At 65.5% G+C, this 19,729-nt stretch carries 22 protein-coding genes; 10 read left to right on the top strand and 12 right to left on the bottom strand.

Annotation, left to right across the window (positions count from 1 at the left end; all coding sequences use genetic code 11):
• Window positions 1-82: 82 nt before the first annotated feature.
• The 4 genes from LI92_RS00755 to LI92_RS00740 are packed head-to-tail and all read left to right on the top strand — an operon-like array spanning window position 83 to window position 4,227.
• The gene (locus LI92_RS00755; protein ID WP_046314953.1) at window positions 83-1,306 is read left to right on the top strand and encodes a CaiB/BaiF CoA transferase family protein; all 1,224 of its coding nucleotides are present in this window, start codon (window positions 83-85) and stop codon (window positions 1,304-1,306) included.
• Between the two features lie 5 nt (window positions 1,307-1,311).
• Window positions 1,312-2,523 (top strand): CoA transferase, encoded by a 1,212-nt coding sequence (locus LI92_RS00750; protein ID WP_286134764.1) that lies wholly within the window; start codon window positions 1,312-1,314, stop codon window positions 2,521-2,523.
• A complete protein-coding gene (locus LI92_RS00745; RefSeq protein ID WP_046314952.1) occupies window positions 2,520-2,969 on the top strand; it encodes a VOC family protein in 450 nt (149 codons plus the stop codon). The genes LI92_RS00750 and LI92_RS00745 overlap by 4 nt, the downstream gene beginning before the upstream one ends.
• A 52-nt stretch (window positions 2,970-3,021) precedes the next feature.
• Window positions 3,022-4,227, top strand: coding sequence for a cytochrome P450 (locus LI92_RS00740; RefSeq protein WP_046314951.1), 1,206 nt, complete (start codon window positions 3,022-3,024; stop codon window positions 4,225-4,227).
• A 17-nt stretch (window positions 4,228-4,244) separates the two neighbouring features.
• On the opposite strand, the gene LI92_RS00735 is transcribed toward LI92_RS00740, so the two are convergent.
• Window positions 4,245-5,045 carry an SDR family NAD(P)-dependent oxidoreductase gene (locus LI92_RS00735; RefSeq protein WP_046314950.1) on the bottom strand — a complete coding sequence of 267 codons (801 nt, stop codon included), beginning with the start codon at window positions 5,043-5,045 and terminating at the stop codon, window positions 4,245-4,247.
• A gap of 94 nt (window positions 5,046-5,139) precedes the next feature.
• Between LI92_RS00735 and LI92_RS00730 the strand changes: the two genes are divergently transcribed.
• The 3 genes from LI92_RS00730 to LI92_RS00720 are packed head-to-tail and all read left to right on the top strand — an operon-like array spanning window position 5,140 to window position 7,547.
• The gene (locus tag LI92_RS00730) at window positions 5,140-5,334 is read left to right on the top strand and encodes a ferredoxin (RefSeq protein ID WP_046314949.1); all 195 of its coding nucleotides are present in this window, start codon (window positions 5,140-5,142) and stop codon (window positions 5,332-5,334) included.
• A 12-nt stretch (window positions 5,335-5,346) separates the two neighbouring features.
• Window positions 5,347-6,399, top strand: coding sequence for an acyl-CoA dehydrogenase family protein (locus LI92_RS00725; RefSeq protein ID WP_046314948.1), 1,053 nt, complete (start codon window positions 5,347-5,349; stop codon window positions 6,397-6,399).
• An 8-nt stretch (window positions 6,400-6,407) separates the two neighbouring features.
• On the top strand, window positions 6,408-7,547 hold the full coding sequence (locus LI92_RS00720; protein WP_046314947.1) for an acyl-CoA dehydrogenase family protein: 1,140 nt from the start codon (window positions 6,408-6,410) through the stop codon (window positions 7,545-7,547).
• A 21-nt stretch (window positions 7,548-7,568) separates the two neighbouring features.
• On the opposite strand, the gene LI92_RS00715 is transcribed toward LI92_RS00720, so the two are convergent.
• The gene (locus LI92_RS00715; protein WP_046314946.1) at window positions 7,569-7,763 is read right to left on the bottom strand and encodes a hypothetical protein; all 195 of its coding nucleotides are present in this window, start codon (window positions 7,761-7,763) and stop codon (window positions 7,569-7,571) included.
• A gap of 100 nt (window positions 7,764-7,863) precedes the next feature.
• Here LI92_RS00715 and LI92_RS00710 point away from each other — a divergent pair, with 100 nt between their 5' ends.
• Window positions 7,864-9,168 carry an amidohydrolase family protein gene (locus tag LI92_RS00710; protein WP_052740665.1) on the top strand — a complete coding sequence of 435 codons (1,305 nt, stop codon included), beginning with the start codon at window positions 7,864-7,866 and terminating at the stop codon, window positions 9,166-9,168.
• Window positions 9,169-9,217: 49 nt separating this feature from the next.
• Here the strand turns inward: LI92_RS00710 and LI92_RS00705 are convergent, their stop codons facing one another.
• Genes LI92_RS00705 through LI92_RS00690 form a run of 4 tightly spaced genes read right to left on the bottom strand, consistent with a single transcriptional unit; the run spans window position 9,218 to window position 13,010 of the window.
• Window positions 9,218-10,159 (bottom strand): SMP-30/gluconolactonase/LRE family protein, encoded by a 942-nt coding sequence (locus LI92_RS00705; protein WP_046314982.1) that lies wholly within the window; start codon window positions 10,157-10,159, stop codon window positions 9,218-9,220.
• 12 nt (window positions 10,160-10,171) lie between these two features.
• A complete protein-coding gene (locus tag LI92_RS00700; protein ID WP_082109474.1) occupies window positions 10,172-10,999 on the bottom strand; it encodes an SDR family NAD(P)-dependent oxidoreductase in 828 nt (275 codons plus the stop codon).
• A gap of 17 nt (window positions 11,000-11,016) precedes the next feature.
• Complete coding sequence (locus LI92_RS00695) at window positions 11,017-11,817, bottom strand: enoyl-CoA hydratase/isomerase family protein (RefSeq protein WP_286134763.1); 801 nt, start codon at window positions 11,815-11,817, stop codon at window positions 11,017-11,019.
• The gene (locus tag LI92_RS00690; RefSeq protein ID WP_046314944.1) at window positions 11,814-13,010 is read right to left on the bottom strand and encodes a cytochrome P450; all 1,197 of its coding nucleotides are present in this window, start codon (window positions 13,008-13,010) and stop codon (window positions 11,814-11,816) included. The genes LI92_RS00695 and LI92_RS00690 overlap by 4 nt, the downstream gene beginning before the upstream one ends.
• 109 nt (window positions 13,011-13,119) lie before the next feature.
• Between LI92_RS00690 and LI92_RS00685 the strand changes: the two genes are divergently transcribed.
• Together LI92_RS00685 and LI92_RS00680 are read left to right on the top strand one after the other, a co-directional pair.
• Window positions 13,120-13,932, top strand: a complete 813-nt coding sequence (locus LI92_RS00685) for an enoyl-CoA hydratase/isomerase family protein (protein WP_046314943.1) — start codon at window positions 13,120-13,122, stop codon at window positions 13,930-13,932.
• A 2-nt stretch (window positions 13,933-13,934) separates the two neighbouring features.
• Complete coding sequence (locus LI92_RS00680; RefSeq protein WP_046314942.1) at window positions 13,935-15,137, top strand: acyl-CoA dehydrogenase family protein; 1,203 nt, start codon at window positions 13,935-13,937, stop codon at window positions 15,135-15,137.
• Here LI92_RS00680 and LI92_RS00675 read toward each other — a convergent pair.
• The 6 genes from LI92_RS00675 to LI92_RS24580 are packed head-to-tail and all read right to left on the bottom strand — an operon-like array spanning window position 15,092 to window position 19,700.
• Window positions 15,092-15,883 carry an enoyl-CoA hydratase/isomerase family protein gene (locus LI92_RS00675; RefSeq protein WP_046314941.1) on the bottom strand — a complete coding sequence of 264 codons (792 nt, stop codon included), beginning with the start codon at window positions 15,881-15,883 and terminating at the stop codon, window positions 15,092-15,094. The genes LI92_RS00680 and LI92_RS00675 overlap by 46 nt on opposite strands.
• An 8-nt stretch (window positions 15,884-15,891) precedes the next feature.
• Window positions 15,892-16,689: an enoyl-CoA hydratase/isomerase family protein gene (locus LI92_RS00670; protein ID WP_046314940.1), complete on the bottom strand. Its 798-nt coding sequence runs from the start codon at window positions 16,687-16,689 to the stop codon at window positions 15,892-15,894.
• A complete protein-coding gene (locus tag LI92_RS00665) occupies window positions 16,686-17,657 on the bottom strand; it encodes an NAD(P)H-dependent flavin oxidoreductase (RefSeq protein ID WP_046314939.1) in 972 nt (323 codons plus the stop codon). The genes LI92_RS00670 and LI92_RS00665 overlap by 4 nt, the downstream gene beginning before the upstream one ends.
• Window positions 17,654-18,493 carry an enoyl-CoA hydratase/isomerase family protein gene (locus LI92_RS00660; RefSeq protein ID WP_286134762.1) on the bottom strand — a complete coding sequence of 280 codons (840 nt, stop codon included), beginning with the start codon at window positions 18,491-18,493 and terminating at the stop codon, window positions 17,654-17,656. Before LI92_RS00660 ends, LI92_RS00665 begins: the two co-directional genes overlap by 4 nt.
• A 14-nt stretch (window positions 18,494-18,507) precedes the next feature.
• Window positions 18,508-18,735, bottom strand: coding sequence for a biotin/lipoyl-containing protein (locus LI92_RS00655; protein WP_046314938.1), 228 nt, complete (start codon window positions 18,733-18,735; stop codon window positions 18,508-18,510).
• Window positions 18,732-19,700 carry an alpha-ketoacid dehydrogenase subunit beta gene (locus tag LI92_RS24580; protein ID WP_502691377.1) on the bottom strand — a complete coding sequence of 323 codons (969 nt, stop codon included), beginning with the start codon at window positions 19,698-19,700 and terminating at the stop codon, window positions 18,732-18,734. Before LI92_RS24580 ends, LI92_RS00655 begins: the two co-directional genes overlap by 4 nt.
• Window positions 19,701-19,729: the final 29 nt, after the last annotated feature.

The following is a 19,729-nucleotide window of genomic DNA, read 5'->3' as shown; positions in this document are numbered from 1 at the left end:
CCACCGTCGTTGTCCACGGCTCGCCCCCGGGGCATTAATGAACAATAGAACAGTAGCTGTATATCTGCGATACAATTCGGCGGTGACCGATGCGCTGTCCCATCTCCGGGTGTGCGATCTCAGTGGGCAACTTGCCGGAGCGGGCGCGACGAAGATCCTGGCAGCGTTCGGCGCTGAGGTGATCCGCGTCGAAGACCCGGTCAATCACGGCCTCTGGGACGCCTTACGCGGCGTTGGCCCGTACGTGGATGAGAGGCGCGGGGTCGACCTCGGCGCGGGTTTCAACAACCACAATGCCGGAAAGCGCGGCGTGACGATCAACCTGCGCACCGACGAGGGTAAGCAACTGCTGCGGGAGTTGGTTGCGGTCAGTGACGTGGTCTGCGAGAACTTCGCAGCCGGCGTGATGGAAAGCCGCGGATTCGGCTACGAGGATCTGCGAGCCATCAAGGCCGACATCATCTACGTGTCGAACTGCGGTTTCGGGCACACCGGCCCGTACCGCGACTTCAAAACCTGGGGCCCGATCGTTCAGGCGGTCAGCGGGCTGACCTACACCTGCGGTATGCCGGAGCTGGAACCCGCAGGCTGGGGATTTTCCTATATGGACCATGTTTCGGCGTTCTATATGGCGGTGGCCATCCTGGCCGCCCTGCACCATCGTGAGCGTACCGGCGAGGGTCAGCACGTGGACCTGGCGACGGTCCCAGCCGGGATGGCAATGTTGCCGACCGAGGTCCTGAACTGGACGGTCAACGGCAGAACCACCGAACGACACGGCAACCGTGCGGATTTCGATGAGCATGCCCCACAGGGGATCTACCCGTGCCGGGGCGACGATCGATGGATTGCGATAACCTGCCGTGACAGCCGAGAAGTCGCGCTGCTCGCAGAGGTGCTCGATGAACCGGCGCTGCTCTCGGATCGGTTCGCAACGCTGTCGCAGCGCCTCGCCGCGGCCGATGAGATCGACGCGATGATCGGCGCGGCCACGGCAACGCGCGATGCCGCCGTTCTTGCCGACACGCTCATCGCGGCGGGCGTGCCGGCCAGCGTCGTCAAGACCCCCGGGGAACGTATCGACGGCGATCCCGACTTGGCCCGGATGGGACTGTTCCCCGTCGTCACCCACCCTGATATCGGATCGGTCAGGGTTGAGGGTGTTCCCATGACGTTCTCTGCCACGCCGTGGCGACTGGCGTCCGGAGCGCCCAAGCTGGGGCAGCACAATCGCGAAATCCTGGGGGCGCTGCTCGGCCACGACGACGCCTTGCTCGACGAGTGGACCCAGCGAGGTGTGATCTGAGTGCTTTGACCGACCTGCGGGTCATCGAGATCAGCGACCAGTTCACCCCGGTTGCCGGCCGGGTATTGGCCGAACTCGGGGCAGACGTCGTCGTGCTCGAACCGCCCGCGGGATCCCCGCATCGATTCCGTCCACCGTTCGTCGACGACACACCCGGTGTTGACCGCAGCCTGCGCTGGTGGTCGGGGAATGCCGGAAAACGCAGCGTCACCGCCGATTTAGACACTGCGGCGGGAGTGGAACTGCTTCACCGTCTCATTGCCGGAGTGGATGTCGTCATCGCCGGCGGCGATCGGCTGGCCGGAGATGCGGTCAACTATGCACAGCTGGCCGCTCAGCAGCCCCGATTGATCTGGGTGGCAATCACCCCCTTCGGCATCGGCAGTGCTCGCGCCGACCACCCGGTGACCGACCTGAGCATGCTCGCCGGGGCCGGACAGGTGTGGAACTGCGGATACGACGACCACTCGATTGCACCGATGCGCGGCTCCGGCGATCAGGCAACGAATATCGGTGGCATGTACGGCGCGATCGGCGCCCTGATCGCCCTGGGGCATCGCGATCAGTCAGGATTCGGTCAACTGGTCGACGTCAACGTCACCGCCGCCTGCAATGTCACCTGTGAACAGACCACCTACCACTGGTTGGTCAACCAAGCGGTCTGTCTGCGGCAGACCGGCCGGCATGCCTACCCGATTCCCAGCTCGCCGGTCCAGGTGCGCTGCGCTGACGGGCATTACGCGACCACGGGCGTGCTCCCGCGCAAACCGGCGGAATTCCCCCGCCTGCTCGACTGGCTCTCGGAACTCGGGCTGACCGAGGAGCTGCCGGAGTCCTATTTCCTGGAGTTGGCCGCAGCGCGCGACCAGCCCGTGGATCTGGCCGCCATCGGAGAAGATGACGAAGTAACCGCGATTCTGAGTGCCGCCCGCGACGCGATCGTTCTGATCGCCTCCCGGCTTCCCGCCAAAGAGTTCTTCCTCTCCAGCCAGCAGCGCGGCTTTCCCGCGGGCGCCATACTGCCGCCACACGAAGCCTTCGATGACGAGCATGCCATCGCCAGAGGCATGCACGTTCCGGTGGCGCACCCCGAACTGGGGCGGACCGTGATCTATCCCGGCATCCCCTACCGATTCGGGGCATCGCCGGCATCCGCGCCGACACGCGCCCCCCTACTGGGCGAGCACACCGACCTCCTGGACGACCTCGCCCGATGACGTCACAACATCGAGTCACACACATCGGACTCTGCGTTCGTGATCTTCAGAGGTCGGTCACGTTCTACTGCGCCGCACTGGGCTTTGCTGAAGTCGGGTCGATGCGGGTCAGCGACGACGAGAGCGCTCGGCTGCTCGCCCTGGATGGACTCGATCTCGACTTGGTCTATCTACAGCGCGGCGACTTCCGGCTGGAGCTGTTGGCCTACCACAACCCTCCCGTCAGCGGTGCGGGCGAGCCCCGTGCCATGAACTCGACAGGTTTGACCCATCTTTCGTTCCGGGTGGACGATATCGATACGCTCGCCGCCGGCATCGTCGAACACGGCGGCCGCATGCTGACCGGTCGCACTGCCGTCTTCCCGGGCGGCAATCGGGGGATGATGCTGACAGACCCGGACGGAACCCTGCTCGAACTCATCGAGCGCGCACCCAGGAATCAGTAAGTCACTTGGGCAGAATCTGTTCCACTGTTACACCTGGTGGTAAGGTTCGCACGTGCCGGCCTGCAGCGAGTTGAGCTATTCGCCCTTTTCCCGGGCGGTCTTCGACGATCCGTACCCGGTGTATCGCCGGCTGCGCAACGAAGCCCCGGTATACCGAGATCCCGAGGAGCGCTGGTGGGTGCTGTCCCGATTCGCCGATGTTTCCGCTGCACTGCGGGACTGGGAGACCTTCTCGTCCAAAAGGGGTCCGGCGCCGGAGAATCCGGACGACAACGGGCGTAAGTATTCGGTCATCTCGATGGACCCGCCCCGTCACGATCGCATCCGCGGCGTGCTGAAGGGCTTCTTCACGCCCCGGGCCGTTGCCGCGATGGAGGCCTCCTTGCAGGCGGTGGTCAACCACCACCTCGATCGACTGAAGCCGGGCTCCACCGTCGATGCGATGGAGGCCTTTGCCTTCTCGGTTCCCACCGACGTGATCGGGGATCTCCTCGGGGTGCCCGCCGACGATCGCGAGCAGTTGCGAGTCTGGTGGGAAGAGTTCTTGAGGCGAGACGAGGGTCAGGTGGCGATGCCCCCCGCCGCGATCGAGGCAAGCAGAAAGATCAGCTCCTATATCGGCGACCTCATCGCGCTGCGTCGCCGCGATCCCGGCGACGATCTGATCAGCATCGTCCTGCAGGCAACCTTCCACGATCCGGAGATCGGCGAGGACCGAGCGTTGACACCGCACGAGGTGCTGATGTTCTGCAATCTGCTTTCAGCCGCCGGATCCGAGACCACGCAGAAGCTGATCTCCAACGGTTTGGTCGCCATGCACGATCACCCAGACCAATGGCGGCGCGTCGTGCAGAGCGTGGGTTCCGACCACAGCCTCGTCCCCGTCGCCGTCAACGAAGCGCTGCGCTATGACACGCCCAGTCACTGGGTAGCGCGGACGCTGACCAAGCCGGTCGAGCTGCACGGCGTGACCATGCAGGAAGGCGATTGGGTGCTGCTGCTGCTGGGCAGCGCAAACCGGGACGAGCGGCGGTACCACGAACCCGACCGCTTCCTGCTCGACCGGCCCCGCGGCAACGACGTCTACTTCGGTTGGGGCCTGCACATCTGTCTTGGGCAGTGGCTGGCCCGCCGTGAGGCACAAATGGTGTTCGAATACATCGCCAAGAAGTTCCCCAACTACACGATCGGCGCACATGAGCGGGTGTTGACCGCTACGGTGCGCGGCTATACCAGCGTGGAGATGACGCTGCGCTGACGTTGTGCGCGAACAGGTCAGGGGCGTTCAAATACCCCCGGTGACTGGGAATAGTCGACCGTGGACAGCTCCGTCATCCCACCGTCGATGTGCAGGACGGTCCCCGTGACGAAGCCGGCGTCGTCGCTCGCCAGGAACGCCACCGCCGGGGCGATCTCGGTGTCGGGATCGGCACCTCGCTTCATCGGCGAGCCGGCGGCGGTGCGGGTGTAGTTGTCCCACTCGGTGCCGATCATGTCCCGTTGCACATCGGTCAAGGCGAACGGGCAGACCGCGTTCACCCTGATCCCGTGTGCGGCCCACTCGTTGGCCGCCACCTTGGTGAGTGCGCCGATCGCCCCCTTGGCCGCGGAGTAGGGGCCGGTATAGGCGATGCCCGCCAGTGCAGAGCCCGATACGAAGTTGATCACCGACGCGTTGCCCGCCGCCTTGAGGAACGGGTGCGCAGTCTGCATGAAACGGAATGTCGCCTTCGGTCCCGTCGCCTCGGACAGTTCCCAATCCTTGTCCGACACCAGCTCCAGGGCCTTGGGCATCGCGAAGTACTGGGCCGCATTGACCAGGATGTGCAGCACGTCGTCGGCGGCCGCTGCCTGTACCGCGGCGGCGATGTCCTCACGTTTGGCGACGTTGGCCTTCACAAAGGACGCGGTGCCGCCCTCGCGTGCGATGAGCTCCACGCACTCGGCGGCCTTCTGCTCGTTGAGGTCCACGATGGTGACCCGGGCGCCGTCGGCGGCGAGCCGTCGAGAGATCGCTCTGCCGAGTCCCTGAGCGCCGCCGGTGACCAACGCATTTCGGTTACGGAGCCTGGTCATGGACCACCTTCCTGATGTAACAATTAAACAATCTGCGTCTCATCATTCAGTATGATGGCAGATGTTGTCTCCGATCATCGGGAAGGGGCGCCGAGTGCGAGTAGAGGTCGATCGCGAGCTCTGCGAATCCAACGCGGTCTGTGTCGGCATTGCACCGGACGTCTTCGAGCTCGACGATCGGGATCTCGCCGTGGTGCGGTACGAGACCATTGCCGAAGACCGTTCGGCTGTCGTCCGTTCCGCGGTCAGCCTATGCCCCAAGGTCGCTCTGACCCTGCGCGAAGACTAGGGCCCCGCTCTGATGTTCATCGGTCTCACCGCCGAGCAGCAGCTGCTTCGCGATACCACTGCCCGGCTTGCCGACTCCATGGCTATCACTTCAGCCGATGCTGTGCCCAGCGGTTCTGGCCTCGATGCTCAATGGCGGCGCGTCGTCGAGCTCGGCCTGCCGGGGCTGCGATCGCCGCAGTCCTGCGGACTCGACGCCAGCGGTGTGGAGACGGCGGTCACTCTGGAGGAGCTGGCGCGCCGGCTTTGCGCGGTACCCGCTTTGGGCCAGGGTGCACTGGCTCCCGAGTTGCTCGCCGCTGCGGGCGCGATGGAGGAGGTCGAGTTGACCGCCGAGGGGTCGCTGCGTGCGGCTCCGGTTCTGGCAGAGAACCTTTCGGATTTCGCGGGTCCAGAGGACGTCGGTGTCGTTCTGGACGCCGCCGGTGCCACGCATGTACTTTTCGCGGTGCGAGAAGGCGAAGCGCACCGCCTGATGACCGCGGCGCTGCCTCCGGGCCTGGACACATGTGGGGCCAACCTCGACCTCACGCGGTCGCTGGTCTCGCTGACCACCGCCGACCTCGACTCGCCGCGCAAACTGGGCGATCCGATTGCCCCCGACCGGTGGACCGCCGTTGTCGCCCTGGCGCTGACGGCGGTCAGCGCCGATCTTGTCGGCGTGATGGCCGGGGCGCTCGACGAAGCGGTCCGATACGCAGGTGAGCGGGTCCAGTTCAACACCAGGATAGGCAGCTTTCAGGCGATTCAGCATCTGCTTGCCGACTCGCTCGTTCAACTGGAGGGTGCGCGCAGTTGCCTGTGGCACGCCGCATGGGCAGTCGACCACCTGCCTGCCAAGCACGCTCTCCTGGCCGCCAGGACGGCTAAGGCCTACGCGTCGGTCGCCGGCCGTGAAGTGGTGGAGACCGCCATGCAGGTCCTTGGCGGAATCTCGATCACCTGGGAGCATCCGGCCCATCTGCGCCTTCGCCGAATCCTGCTGAATCGCCGCCTGTTCGGCGATGAGAGTGTTCAGTACACCGGGATCGCAGACCTGCGGCTCAACGATCGAGACCTGGGGTAGCGAGGATCATGGACTTCACCGACAGCCCGCCCGAAGCCGCCTTCCGGGAACGCCTGCGGGCGTGGTTGCAACAGCACGCCCCTGCGGCGACTGTGCCCGACGACCCCGCGCTGCGTGCTGATGCGGCGAACGCCTGGCACCACACGCTCTATGAAGCCGGCTATATCGGGTTGTCGTTTCCGCGCGAATGCGGCGGTCACGGGTTGTCCCCCATCTACGAGGCGATTCTCAACGATGAGCTCGGTCGGGCCCAGGCGCCGCCGATCGAAGGCATCGGGCATCTCGCGGGCGCGCTGCTGCTGTTCGGCACCGACCGGCAGCGGGCGGACCTGCTTCCCGGTCTGTTGTCCGGGTCGGTCCGATGGTGTCAGGGGTTCAGTGAACCCGAGGCGGGGTCGGATCTCGCCAGCCTGACAACCCGGGCCGAGGCCGTTAACGTTGACGGCCAGGAACAGTTTCGCATCAACGGGCGCAAGATCTGGACCAGCTTTGCCGCGGTTGCGGACTGGTGCTTCCTGTTGTGCCGAACCGAGCCCGATGCCGCCAAGCACGCGGGAATCTCTGTTCTGCTGGTACCGATGTCGAGTCCGGGTATCGACGTGCGGCCCATCGTCAACGCAGCACGCAACCGCGAGTTCGCCGAGGTGGCCTTCACCGATGTCATGGTGCCCGCCGAGAACCTGCTCGGGGAACGAGGCCAGGGTTGGTCGATCGCCAATCAGTTGCTTGCCTATGAGCGCGGTCCGAGTGACATCAACTGGATCAGCCGCCTCACCGTGCAGCTGCGGTCCCTCGAAGACGATGTGCGAACCGGCAAGATAGCCGACACACCCGCGGCCAGGGCGCGGCTCGGCGAGGCCTACACCGAACTGCGGGCTCTGCAGGTCAAGGTCCAGCGTTCGCTGACGGAGCGCATCCGTGGGGCACTTCCGGGTGCCGAAGGTTCGGTTGACAAACTGCTGATGGCCCGGGCGGATCAGAAGTTCGGGCACACGATGATGGATCTGCGTGGCAGTGCCCCGGTCCTGGCGGAGGGCCTGGAGTGGGATCTCTACGTCTGGTCACGGGCCGCCGGCATCTACGGTGGCACAGCTCAGATTCAGCGCAACATTGTGGCGCAGAGGGTGCTGGGGCTGCCACGTCGCTGACGTGGCGGGCCCGCCGGCGATCTAGCTGTCCCGGTAGTGCTTGAGCGCCTCGTGCATCCCGGACAGTCGGCGTCGCATCAACTCGTCGGCCTCCCCCGCCTCGATCCGTCGAGTGACTTCGGCGATCTCGGCCAGCAGTCTCTGCGACGCCTCTGCGCGGGTGAGGAGGTCCTGGTCGACCCAGTCATCTCGGGGAATGCGCTCACTGGGGTCCATATTCGCCCTTCGCCCTCTCGCCGTCTATAATCAACTAAGCAGATTCTGTTCAAGTGTTCTGTATGCCCGTCAGCTTAGCCGACTCCGAGAGGGTTCGCCGATGCCGCTGCAACCATCCATGAAGCTGTTGTCTGTCGACGACCACCTCATCGAGCCACCCCACGTCTGGACCGACCGGCTGCCGAGAAAGTATCAGCAAGACGGACCCCGCATCGTTGAATTCCCGCGGGAGGGCAAGCCGCCCATGCACCAGTGGGTATACGAGGGTCGCAGTTATCCCAACATCGGACTCAACGCCGTCGCCGGAAAGTCGCCCGAGGAGTTCGGTGTCGATCCAGTGCGCTATGACGACATGATCCCGGGTTGCTACGACCCGAAGGCGCGGCTGGCCGACATGGACATCGACGGCGTCCACGCAGCCTTGTGCTTCCCCTCATTTCCGCGATTCTGCGGCACGGTGTTCCTTGAGGGCACGGACAAGGAGCTGGCGCTGCTCAGCGTTCAGGCGTGGAACGACTTTTCTCTCGACGAGTGGTGCGCAACCGATCCTGCCCGGTTTATCCCGATGATGATCAGCCCGCTCTGGGATGTCGACCTCATGGTCGCTGAGATCGAGCGGAACGCCGCCAAGGGCTGTCGCGCACTCGGCTTGCCCGACAATCCCATGAACCTGGGTCTGCCCAGCTTCCACAGCAGCCATTGGGATCCGGTGTGGTCGGCACTGGAGGAGACCAACATCACCGCAGTCATGCACTTCGGTTCCGGGGGCATGCCGCCGTCAACCGCCGCCGAGGCGCCGTTCGCGGTGATGGTGACGCTGATGGGAACCACCTCGATGGCCGCCGCCGTCGAGTTGGTGTTTTCACCGGTCTTCCACAAGCACCCCAACCTCAAGGTTGCGTTCTCCGAAGGAGGCATCGGCTGGATGCCTTACCTGATCGAGCGTGCCGACTACGTATGGCGCAAACACAAGTACTACCAGAACATTCATCCGACGATTGCGCCTTCCGAGCTGTTCCGCCGCAACATCAGCGGCTGCTTCATCGAAGATGAGGTCGGCATTGGTATGCGGCACCAGATCGGCATCGACAACATCACCTGGGAGTGCGACTACCCGCACTCGGACTCGTTCTGGCCGAAGAGCCGGGCTCGGGCCGAGGAGATGCTGGCGACGGTGCCCGACGACGAGGCCGCCAAGATCGTCGAACTGAACGCACGCCGCTGGTACGCCTTTCCCGAAGAGGGCTTCAAGGCGTGTACGGCGGACGCGGGGTGGCGGCCCAACAACGGCGAGCCGCCCGAGTACGACTACGACGCAGTGATGTCGGACCACGGTGGAGTCGGCTATGGCGCCTTCGTCGCGAACCTGGCCCAGCAGATGGCGAACAAGGAACCGCAGGGCTGAGCGTCACCCTCCTGCCGGCGATGCGGGCCGGTCAAGCGTGGGCAGACATTCACGGCCGCGGGCGGGTGAGTTCGGATCGCCAACCGTCTATCGCCACCAGCCGGCCTGAGCCCGCCAGCGTGACGTAGAGCGTCTCGCCGTCGGGATCAACGGTGACATTGGTCGTCAGGGGGTCATCGAGCGGCAGGCTCCCCAGCAGATTCCCCGACGGGGAGAATGCGGTCACACCCCCGGTGCCCAGCGTCGCCACCACGATGGTGCCGTCGGGGGCGACACAGAGTCCATCGGCTCCGCCGACGTTCAACGGACCGCCACTGGCAACGGTGGCCAGACCGCGTCCGCCGCGGATGCGTCCCGGCCCGGACAGTTCGAACTCCCACACCCGGCGGGTGCGTGTCTCGGCCACGTAAACCCGCGAGCCGTCGGGCGAGATCGCGACGCCGTTGGGCATCTCGAGCGGATAGACCACCTCGTGCAGCGCTCCGTCGACTGTCCCGTAGAGCAGACCGGTCAGGGTCCGACTGCGCCCGTGGGTCGTGCCCCCGTCCGTGACGTAGAACCCTCCCACGTCGTCGACACACACATCGCTGGGACGCACCAGCGGCATGGTCCTTCCCCCGGCGTCGACAAACTCGGCGGTGAGGGTACGCACCGAACCGCTCGCGTCGACCAACTGCAGACACGGGGTGACCAGCTCGTCGGGGGGACCGACGGGGCGGTAGATCTGCACCGATCCGGCGAGGTCGTAGGGCCACCATCCGATTCCGAACCGGGATCCGCCGTTCTGGCAGACCACGAGTGCGCCGTCTGGAAGCCGGCCGATTCCGTTAGGTCCCCCGCCGACATCGGCCACGAGTCGCCTGGTTCCGTCGGCCAGCACTTTGGTGATGCGGCCTGCCGCCATCTCAGACACAACGACCGAGCCGTCCGATGCCGCGACCGGGCCTTCGGGAAAGTCGAGACCATCGGCGAGAAGGCGATACTCAGGCATCCCGGTCACCGGTTATCCGCCCGTCACCGCGATGTCCTGGCCGGTGATGGCCGAGGCCGCTGCCGAGGCCAGCCATATCGAAACCTCGGCGACCTCCTCGGGTTCGACCAGCCTGCGGAGTCCGTTCATCGTGGTCAGGTGCTGACGGAGCGCACCGGCGTCGACGCCGTCTTCAGCGGACCGGCGCGCGACGTAACTGTCGAAGAGTGCCCCGGCGACACTGCCGAGCACCAGGGTGTTGACCCGGATGCCGAATTCGCCGACCTCGGTTGCCAGCGTCTGCGCCAGCGCGGAAAGCCCCAGCTTGGCGGCGGCATAGTGCGCTTTTCGCGGTTGTATGTGGCGCGCCGCTGCCGATGAGACGAACTGGATGTTGCCGCTGCGCGCCGGAATCATCGCCTGAGTCAGGGCCTCGCGAGAAAGAATCATCGGGGCGAGAAGATTGGTGGCCACCACATTGTGCCAGTTTGCGGAGGTCGCTTCACTGACCTGTTCGTCGATGCCCGGAACGGCCGCGTTGTTCACCAGCACATCGAGTGCCCCCCAGCGACGGTGAATATCGGTGACGACCTGCACGCACTGCGTCTCATCCCGGATGTCAGCGGCATGCACCGAAGCCGCTCCCCCGTCATCGATGATCGCCTGCGCGGTGATCGCGAGTTCGTCGGCGCGTCGAGCCACCAGAGCGACGCGGGCACCGCATTGGGCGAATCGGCGAGCCAGAACGCGGCCGATCCCACCGCTGGCGCCGGTGATGGTGACGACCTTGCCGACCAAGCTCGAGTCCACCGGTGCGTTGCCGGCTGGTGCTTGTCGGGCACGGTCCGCAGGGGTGCTCATCGCATCGATCCGAGATGTCAGCGACCGTCGAATCGGGGATCCCGCCGCTGTGTGAATGCGGCCATCCCTTCGGCGACGTCAGCGGTTCCCGCAACCTGTTCGACCAGCAGGGCTTCGGTCTGAAATGCGACAGACCTGTCCACATCGAGGGCCTGGTTGAGCATCTGTTTCGCCGCGGCGATCGCCCGGGTAGGCCCAGCCGCCAGCCGCTCCGCCCATTCGGTGACCAGCGTCTCGAGTTCCGCTCCGTCGGCGACCACCTCATTCACCAGCCCGATCCGATGTGCCTCTGCCGCCGACAGCTCTTCGCCGAACAGGATCAGCCGCTTGGCCACATTGAACGGAAGCTTGCGGGCGAGCAGGTAGGCGGCACCGCCATCCGGGGCCAGCCCCCGTCGGACGAAGATCTCGAGGAGCCGTGCGCTCTGCACCGCGACGACGAGGTCGCACGCCAGCACCATGCTCGCGCCGACGCCGGCGGCCACACCGTTGAGCGCGCAGATCACCGGCTTCTCGCAGTCAAGCAGAGCCGAGACCACTGCCTGTGAGCCGGTACGCAGGATTCGTGCCGCATCGCCGGCGATCCGCTCCCGGCTCGGGCGCATGTTCGGGTCGCTCAGGTTGGGTCCCGTGCAGAAGTGCCGATCACCGCTGGCGGTGAACACCACGGCCCGGATGTCCGGGTCACTTGAGGCCGCAGCGAGATTGTCGATCAAGCCCTGCTGCATCGCCCGGGTCACCGAGTTGCCGGCTTCGGGCCGGTCCAGCACCAGCCAACGGACCGCGCCGTCGTTGCGGACCGCAAGACCCGGGATCACGGCGCGATGGGTACGCTCGCCGGGCCGCGGACCGAGTTGGTATGGACGAAAGCCACGTTCGCCTCGTCGACGGTCCAATGGGGGAAACGCTTGAGGGTCTCTTCGAGCGCCACCCTGGCCTCCAGCCGGGCGAGCGCGGCGCCCAGGCAGAAATGGGCTCCGTGCCCGAAGCTGATGTGCCGAATGCCGGTCCGCGTCACGTCAAAGACGTCGGGGCGGTCGTACTGACGCTCGTCGCGACCGGCGGAGCCGGTGAGCAGTGCCACCTTCTTCCCAGCTGGGATCACCGTTCCGTGGTAACCGACGTCGCGCAAGGTGAAACGGCCCTGGATCGGTGAGGGGGCGTCGTAGCGCAGCAGTTCCTCCACAGCGCCACCGATCAAGCCGGGATCCTCGACCAGCTTCGCGCGCTGGTCTGGATTGCGGGCCAGCGTCAGGGCGGCCCACCCCAGGAGCCGCGCGACTGTTTCATTGCCGGCGACGTTGATCATCGCGATGAACACCAGCAACTCCCCGTCGTCCAATCCGCGGGTGGCGGCGTTCGGGGTGACCAGAGCCGAGTTCATCAGGTCACTGACCACGTCCGACTGGGAAACGCTGCGCCGCAGCTCGATCTGCTTGCGGTAGTAGGCGAACAGGTTTGCCGAGGCCGCGTCGCCGGCCGCCGTGCGCTCGGGGTTGCCTTCGTCGCGATGGATCTGCGCGTCGGACCACTCCCGCAGGTCGTCGTGGTCTTCCTCTGGGAAACCGAGCAGCGAGCTGATCACCATCACCGGCAGTTTGGCGGAGAAGTCACGAACGTAGTCGAATCCGTCCGCTCCGACGTAGCGGTCCAGGTAGCCACGGCACAACTGGCGGATGTGGTCTTCCAGTTGGGCGATTCGGCTCCGAAAAAACGTGCGGTTGACCATTTTCCGCATATAGGTGTGGTCGGGCGGATCCATCATGATCATTGCCTTGGGTGGACCCCAGGGATCGTCGGTGATCATGTCGAGGGTGATGCCGTGTTCGGACGAGAAGGACTCGGTGTCCAGGGACGCAGCCATGACGTCGTCGAACCTGCTGAGGGCGTAGAAGTCGTACTCCGGGTTGTAGTACACCGGTGCGTCGTCGCGCATCCGCTTCCACACGGAGTACGGTTCCGCATGCAGGGTGCGATCAAAAGGATCCCAACGCAGTTCCGTCGTCGTCATCGGCGCCACCGTCCTCTCACGTGGGACACTAATACAATATGTGTTTAATTGCACTAGCGTGCGCTAGCATTCTCGCACGCGGCCAAGGGACGGCGAGGAGGAGCTTGAGGTGCAGACGCGAGAGTTGGACCACGTCATCTACGAGAAGGACGGTGCAATCGCGCGCATCATCCTCAACAACCCGGACCGGGCCAACGCTCAGACATCCGAGATGGTGCACAGCGTCAACGAAGCGCTCGACGACGCCCAGTACGACTACGACATCAAGGTCGTCATCATCAAGGCCAATGGCAAAGGATTCTGTTCCGGCCATGTCCCCGAAGGCAGCTACCCGGAGTTCAAGGCGGAGCTCGACGCGTCGGGCAAGGTCTGGCGCTCCGCGGCGCAACTGTTTCTGTGGCCCGTCCTCAAGCTCTGGGAGTTCCCCAAGCCGGTCATCTCCCAGGTACACGGCTACGCCATCGGAGGCGGCACCACGTGGGCGTTGATTCCCGAGATCACCGTGTGCAGTGACGATGCGTGGTTTCAGATGCCGCTGGTGCCCGGGTTCGGCCTCCCGGGCTCGGAGACGATGTTTGAGCCCTGGGTGTTCATGAACTACAAGCGCGCGGCTGAGTACCTCTACACCGCCCAGAAGATCACTGCCGACCAAGCCCTCGAGTTCGGGCTGGTGAACCGGGTGGTGCCACGAGAACAGCTCGAAGCCGAAGTTGAGGCGCTGGCGGCCAAGATCGCCAAGGCCCCGCTGATCACCCTGCAGGCGACCAAGGCCGGCATTCTGCGGGCGTGGGAGAACATGGGCTTTAGGACACACCAACAGGCCAGCAACGACCTGCAGGCGGTCGTGACCGGCTCGAAGGAGTTCCAGAACTACGTGGCGGAGCTGATGAAGCGATCGGCAAAGCCCGCGGACCGGGTCTGAGCGTGCCGCTCGATCCCATCGTGCGGTTCGGCGGTGGATCCGACGTCGAGCAGCTGCGCACGCGCCTGCGAACCTGGCTCGCCGAGCACCTGCCAGAGGAGTTCCGGCGCACTGCGGCCAACCCCGACTATCTTCCCCGAGACGCTCACCAGCGTGCGGTCGCCTTCTGTCAGGAGCTGCACACCCAAGGCTGGTTCGTCCCGCACTGGCCGACCCGCTACGGCGGGGCGGGGCTGGGAGTCGTCGAACAGGTGGTCATCCGGGAGGAACTCGCCTACGCCGGAGCGCCTTTGGTCAACACCAACGGTGTCAACATGCTCGCACCCGTGCTCTTCGAATTCGGCACGCCCGAACAGCAGGAAGAGCATCTGCCCAAGATTGCGCGAAGCGAGCGGATGTGGGCGCAGGGTTATTCGGAGCCCGAAGCGGGATCGGACCTGGCCGCACTGCGGATGACGGCGCGTCGAGAGGGCGACGTCTACATCCTTGACGGCCAGAAGACCTGGACCAGCAACGGCGTACTGGCCGACTGGATCTTCGTGCTGGCGCGTACCTCACCACCGGGTGAGAAGCGCCAGGCCGGGATCTCGTTCTTTCTCGTCGACCTCGAAACGCCCGGAATCACCCGGAGGCCGATTCGTTCGCTGACCGGCTATCCGACGTTCGCCGAGGAGTTCTTCGACGGCGTACGCGTGCCCGCCGCCAATCTGGTGGGCGCCGAGGGGCAGGGTTGGGCCGTTGCGAAAGCGCTGCTGGTGGCCGAGCGTTCCAACGTGACCCGAGCGGCCCAGGCGCAGCGCTACCTCGACGAGCTCATCGACTGGTGCCGTGCTGCGCGCGGCACTTCGTTCGACCCGTTGGACGACCCCGCCAATCTGCTGGCATTGGTTCGCGCGGTGGAACGCGTCGAGGTCGGTCGCGCCCTGTCCTACCGTGTGGCCAGCCAGCAGGCGGCGGGCACACTGGATCCGGCGTTACCGTCGCTGTCGAAGCTCTATCACTCTGAACTCACCGCGGAACTGCGGCAGCTGGGTGCCAAAATCCTCGGGCCCGCCGGCGCGTTACTGCCCGATGATCCCGACGCGCTGCTGCACGGACACTTCTCCGAGGGACTGCTGTTGTCACTGCTGCACACCATCGGAGGCGGCACCAGCGAGATTCAGCGCGACTTGATATCCACTGCGGGACTGGGACTTCCGCGGTGACCGAATTGGGCACGGCCCGACGCGGCGGCTGAACGCTGCTGTGCGACGGTCGCGACAGCCAGTTCGAAGGGCTGGAACGCAGCCAGATGCGGCTCTTCGACCGACGCGATGAGCCGCTTCGTCAGCTCGACTGCTCCGGTGTCCGCCTCGGCCAGCTCCCGCGCGATGTCGAGAGCCGCAGCGACAGCGCCACCAGGCTCGGCGACGTCGGTCACCAGGCCCCACTCATGGGCTTGTTCAGCGGGCACCCTGCTCCCCCGCAGAAGCAGCGACGACGCTCGATGACGGCCCAGCTGCTGGGTCAGCCGCCAAGCGATTCCGCCGTCGGGCACCACCGCTCTAGCCACGAAGGGCGCGGCGAAGAACGAATCCCGGGCCGCAACGATCAGATCGCAGGACAGCGCGAGACTCCAGCCGAGCCCGATCGCTGCTCCCTCCACTGCCGCAATGGTCGGCACCGGAATCCGTCGCAGCTGCATCATCACGTGATGCGCGTGCTCAACCCGTCCTGCCGGACCCATCGGTCCTTCCCCGTGCGCTGGCCCCGATTTCAGGTCGCCGCCGGCGCTGAAGAACCCGGCTTCACCCGCAATCACCAGCCCACGTGCGCCGCCGAGATCAGACAGCGCCTCCGACAGTTGCGTCCACGACTCGTAGCGCAGCGAATTGCGCTGGGCCGGACGGTTGACCAGGACCAGGGCTATGCCGTCCCGATCCTCCCGGCGAATATGGGCCTGCTCGGTCATCGCCGCGGCTACCGGTTGAGGAACTTGTCGATCGCGGCGCGATGTTCGGCGGTGGTGAAGCACTCGGTCTCTGCCGAGATCCCGTAGTCGAGGATGGCGGTTACCGCACGCTCGGCGTGCAGGTTGAGCGTGCGTTTGGTGTCCTGAACCGCACGCGGGGGCAGTGCGGCCAGGCGATGCGCCAGGGCGAGTCCCTCTGACTTGATGTCGGCATGCGGGACGACTCTGTTGGCGAGCCCCAATTCGACCGCCTTCTCGGCACCGATGCGCTCGCCCAGCAGGAGGTATTCCTTGGCTTTGAGCAAGCTCATGAACAGCGGCCACAGCACAGATCCACCATCACCGGCGACTAAGCCGCTGGCGACATGCGTGTCGGCAAAGTAGGCCCGATCCGACATCAGGACCAGGTCGCATAAAACGGCGATACTGCAGCCGAATCCGACGGCGGGACCGTTCACCGACGCGATGATCGGAAGCGGGAAGTCGACCATGTCGCGGACGATGCGGCGCGCATCTCGCATGCCTTCCCGCCGGGTCACCGGGTTCTCGACATGGGTGGTGAGCCATTCGACGAGGTCGCCGCCGGCCGAGAAGAAATCACCTGTGCCGGTGAGCAGCACCGCACGAGCGTCGGCGTCCTCACCGAGCGCGGTCCACAGTCGAGCGAATGCGCCGTGCATCCGATTGTTCACGGCGTTGGCGCTCGCGGGATTGTTCAACGTGACGATCCGCACCGGGCCGTCGTTGGCGACGAGAAGTTCGTCGCACCCGGTCAGTTCGGCGGTCCCCCGCGGCAGCTCGGTCATCGGATTGCTCCAGCCAATCGGCCACCGATGATCTGCTCTGCCTCGGCCACGATGCGCGCTACCAGCTCGCCAGCCGTGGGTATGTCGTCAATCAATCCCATCACGGTTCCGATCCACCAGATCCCGGCCTCCAGATCGCCGGTCTGGTAGACCTGTGCTCCGCGCTGCCCGGAAACCAGGTGGGCGATGTCTTCGAACTGCCCACCGTCGTCGAGAATCTTCACCACCTCGCGCGAAATGGTATTGCTGGCCACGCGGCCGGTGTTGCGCAGTGTGCGGAAGATCAATTCGGTTCCCAACTCGTTACCGGCGACGATCGCATCCTTGACGTTGGGATGAATCGGCGACTCGACGGTGCACATGAAGCGCGACCCCATGTTGATACCGTCGGCACCCAGGGCAAGTGCGGCGGCCAGGCCACGCCCATCAGCGAAGCCGCCGGACGCGATCATCGGGATGTCGATCACCCGGGCAGCGGCTGGAATCAACACCAAACCGGGTACGTCGTCCTCTCCGGGGTGCCCGGCGCACTCGAATCCGTCGATGCTGATGCCGTCAACGCCAAGATCCTGGGCCTTGGCCGCGTGCCGCACCGAGGTGCATTTGTGCAGCACCTTGATGCCGTTGTCATGGAAAATCGGCAGGTGCGGGGCTGGATTGGAGCCGGCAGTCTCGACGATCTTGATTCCTGCGTCGACGATGACCTGTCGGTACTCCTCATAGGGCGGTGGGTTGATGGTCGGCAGGATGGTGAGGTTCACCCCGAACGGCTTGTCGGTCAAGTCTCGGGCCCGCGCGATCTCGTTTGCCAGTGCGGCCGGCGTGGGCTGGGTCAACGCCGTGATCAAACCGAGGCCGCCCGCTTCCGACACCGCCGCGGCCAACTCCGCCCGCCCGACCCACTGCATGCCGCCCTGAACTATCGGCGCAGCGACCCCGAACACCTCAGTGAATCGCGTTCTGATCAAGGAATTACGTCCCCTTCCGCATCGGATCCGGCCCAGTCCGGCCGGCGAGTCGCCACAAACGCATCCCGGTCAACCGTCGCCGGCCAGTTCGGTGGCCGCTTCTGCAGGAATGCGGTGAACGCCTCGATCTGCTCAGCCGTGCCCATCGAGGCCCAGTAACCGGACACGTCGACCGCAGGCAGCGTGCGAGCCATCTCCCGTTTCATCGCCGCGCGCGCGGCCGGACCGGTATTGCGCACCCGCTCAAGCAGCGCGGCCGTTTCGGCGGCCAGAGTCTCATGCGGGACCACCTTCCCGACCAGACCCAATCGCTCGGCCTCTGCGGCATCGATCCAATCGTTGCCGTACACCAGGTGATTCGCCCGCAGGGTTCCAATCCGCTGGGGAATGCGTGCGGCGATGAACGCCTCATAGACTCCCCGCGTCAGATCAGGTACGCGCAGCCGCGCCCGGTCGGAGGCGATCACCAAGTCCGCGTACAGCGTCATGACCAGGCCGCCGCCGAGCGCCGTCCCATTGACGGCGCACACGACGAGTTTCGGTATCTTGCCGAGCGTCTCGAACGGGGTCGCGTCGTAGGCGTCGGTGAACGAATCCCAGCGCCGATCAGGGTTACCGACCGAGTTCATGTCGCCGCCCGCACAGAACACGTCACCGGCGCCCGTCAGCACCAGAAACTGGAGCGTGGGTTCGTCAGCCACGATCATCGCCGCCCGCTTGATGCCGTGGTAGCCGTCCGCCGTCAAGGCGTTGCGCTTCTCCGGACGATCAATGGTCACAGTCAGGGTGTCGCCGTCGATCCGGGCGGAGAGCTCCGGGGCCTGCAGGTCGACCACGGCCGGTAGGGCGGTCATGAGATGACGGCGACCAGCACGCCGACTTCGTAGGTCTGCCCCCGCTGCACCGACCAGGAGACCGTTCCCGACACCGGAGATTCGATGTCCATCTCCACCTTGTCGGTGGCGATGGTGTACAGCGGATCGCCTTCGGTGACCTGGGCGCCCTCTGGGACATGCAGTTCGGTGATCTCGGCCTCGGTGATGGCGTCGCCGGGCTTCGGTAGTCGCACCTCGGTCACACGATCCTCCTGACGGCGTCGATGATCTGCGCCGCTCCGGGCCGACAGGCCGCTTCGAGGCTGGCGGCCCGGGGCACGGGCGTGTAGGTACCGGCGACCCGCTGGATGGGTGCCGAGAGCACTCCGAACAACTCCGTACCGACGGCCGCGGCGATCTCGGCGCCCGGACCGCAGAAACCGACTGACTCGTGGGTGACGACGAGGCGGGTCGTCTTGCCCACCGATGCCAGAACGGTGTCCAGATCCAGGGGAACGAGGGTGCGAAGGTCGACCACCTCAACGGAGATCCCTTCGGCTGCGAGCTGGCCGGCGGCCTCCAGGGCGGCGTGGACCATGACGCCGTAGGCCACGACGGTGACGTCGGATCCGGCCCGCTTGACGTCGGCCTGCCCGAGCGGAATGACGTAGTCGTCGACCGGAACCGGTCCCTTCCCCCCGCCGTAGTACAGCTTCATCGATTCCACGAACAGACACGGGTCGTCGTCATCCAGACAGGCCCTGAGCAGGCCCGCCGCGTCGGCGGCGGTGCTGGGCCACACGACCTTCAAGCCCGGCGTGTGCATGGCCCATGCTTCGAAGGCCTGCGAATGCTGCGGGCCCGCGGAGGCTCCCACCATTGTCCGGATCACCATCGGTGCGCCGTGGCGGCCTCCCGACAGATAGCGGACCTTGGCGGCGTGGTTGGCGATCTGGTCCATTGCGACGCCGAGAAAGTCCATGAACATCAGTTCGGCGACGGGCCGCAGCCCTGCCAGAGCGGCGCCGATGGCTGTCCCGATGATCGCCGACTCCGCGATGGGGGTGTCCAGGACGCGGTGTTCCCCGTACTTGGCGGACAGGCCGGCGGTGACCTTGAACATTCCGCCGCCAGACCGGTCGCCGATGTCTTCGCCGAGCAGAACGATCGACTCGTCGGCCGCCATGGCACGGTCGAGGGTGCGATTGATGGCCGCGACCAAGCCCATCTCCTCGGTCTGCGCCCCCGGCGGAGCAA

The organism is Mycobacterium sp. UM_Kg1 (genome assembly GCF_000972925.1).
Classification (GTDB): Bacteria; Actinomycetota; Actinomycetes; order Mycobacteriales; family Mycobacteriaceae; genus Mycobacterium; species Mycobacterium hiberniae.
This window is presented reverse-complemented; position numbering and strand designations above follow the sequence as displayed.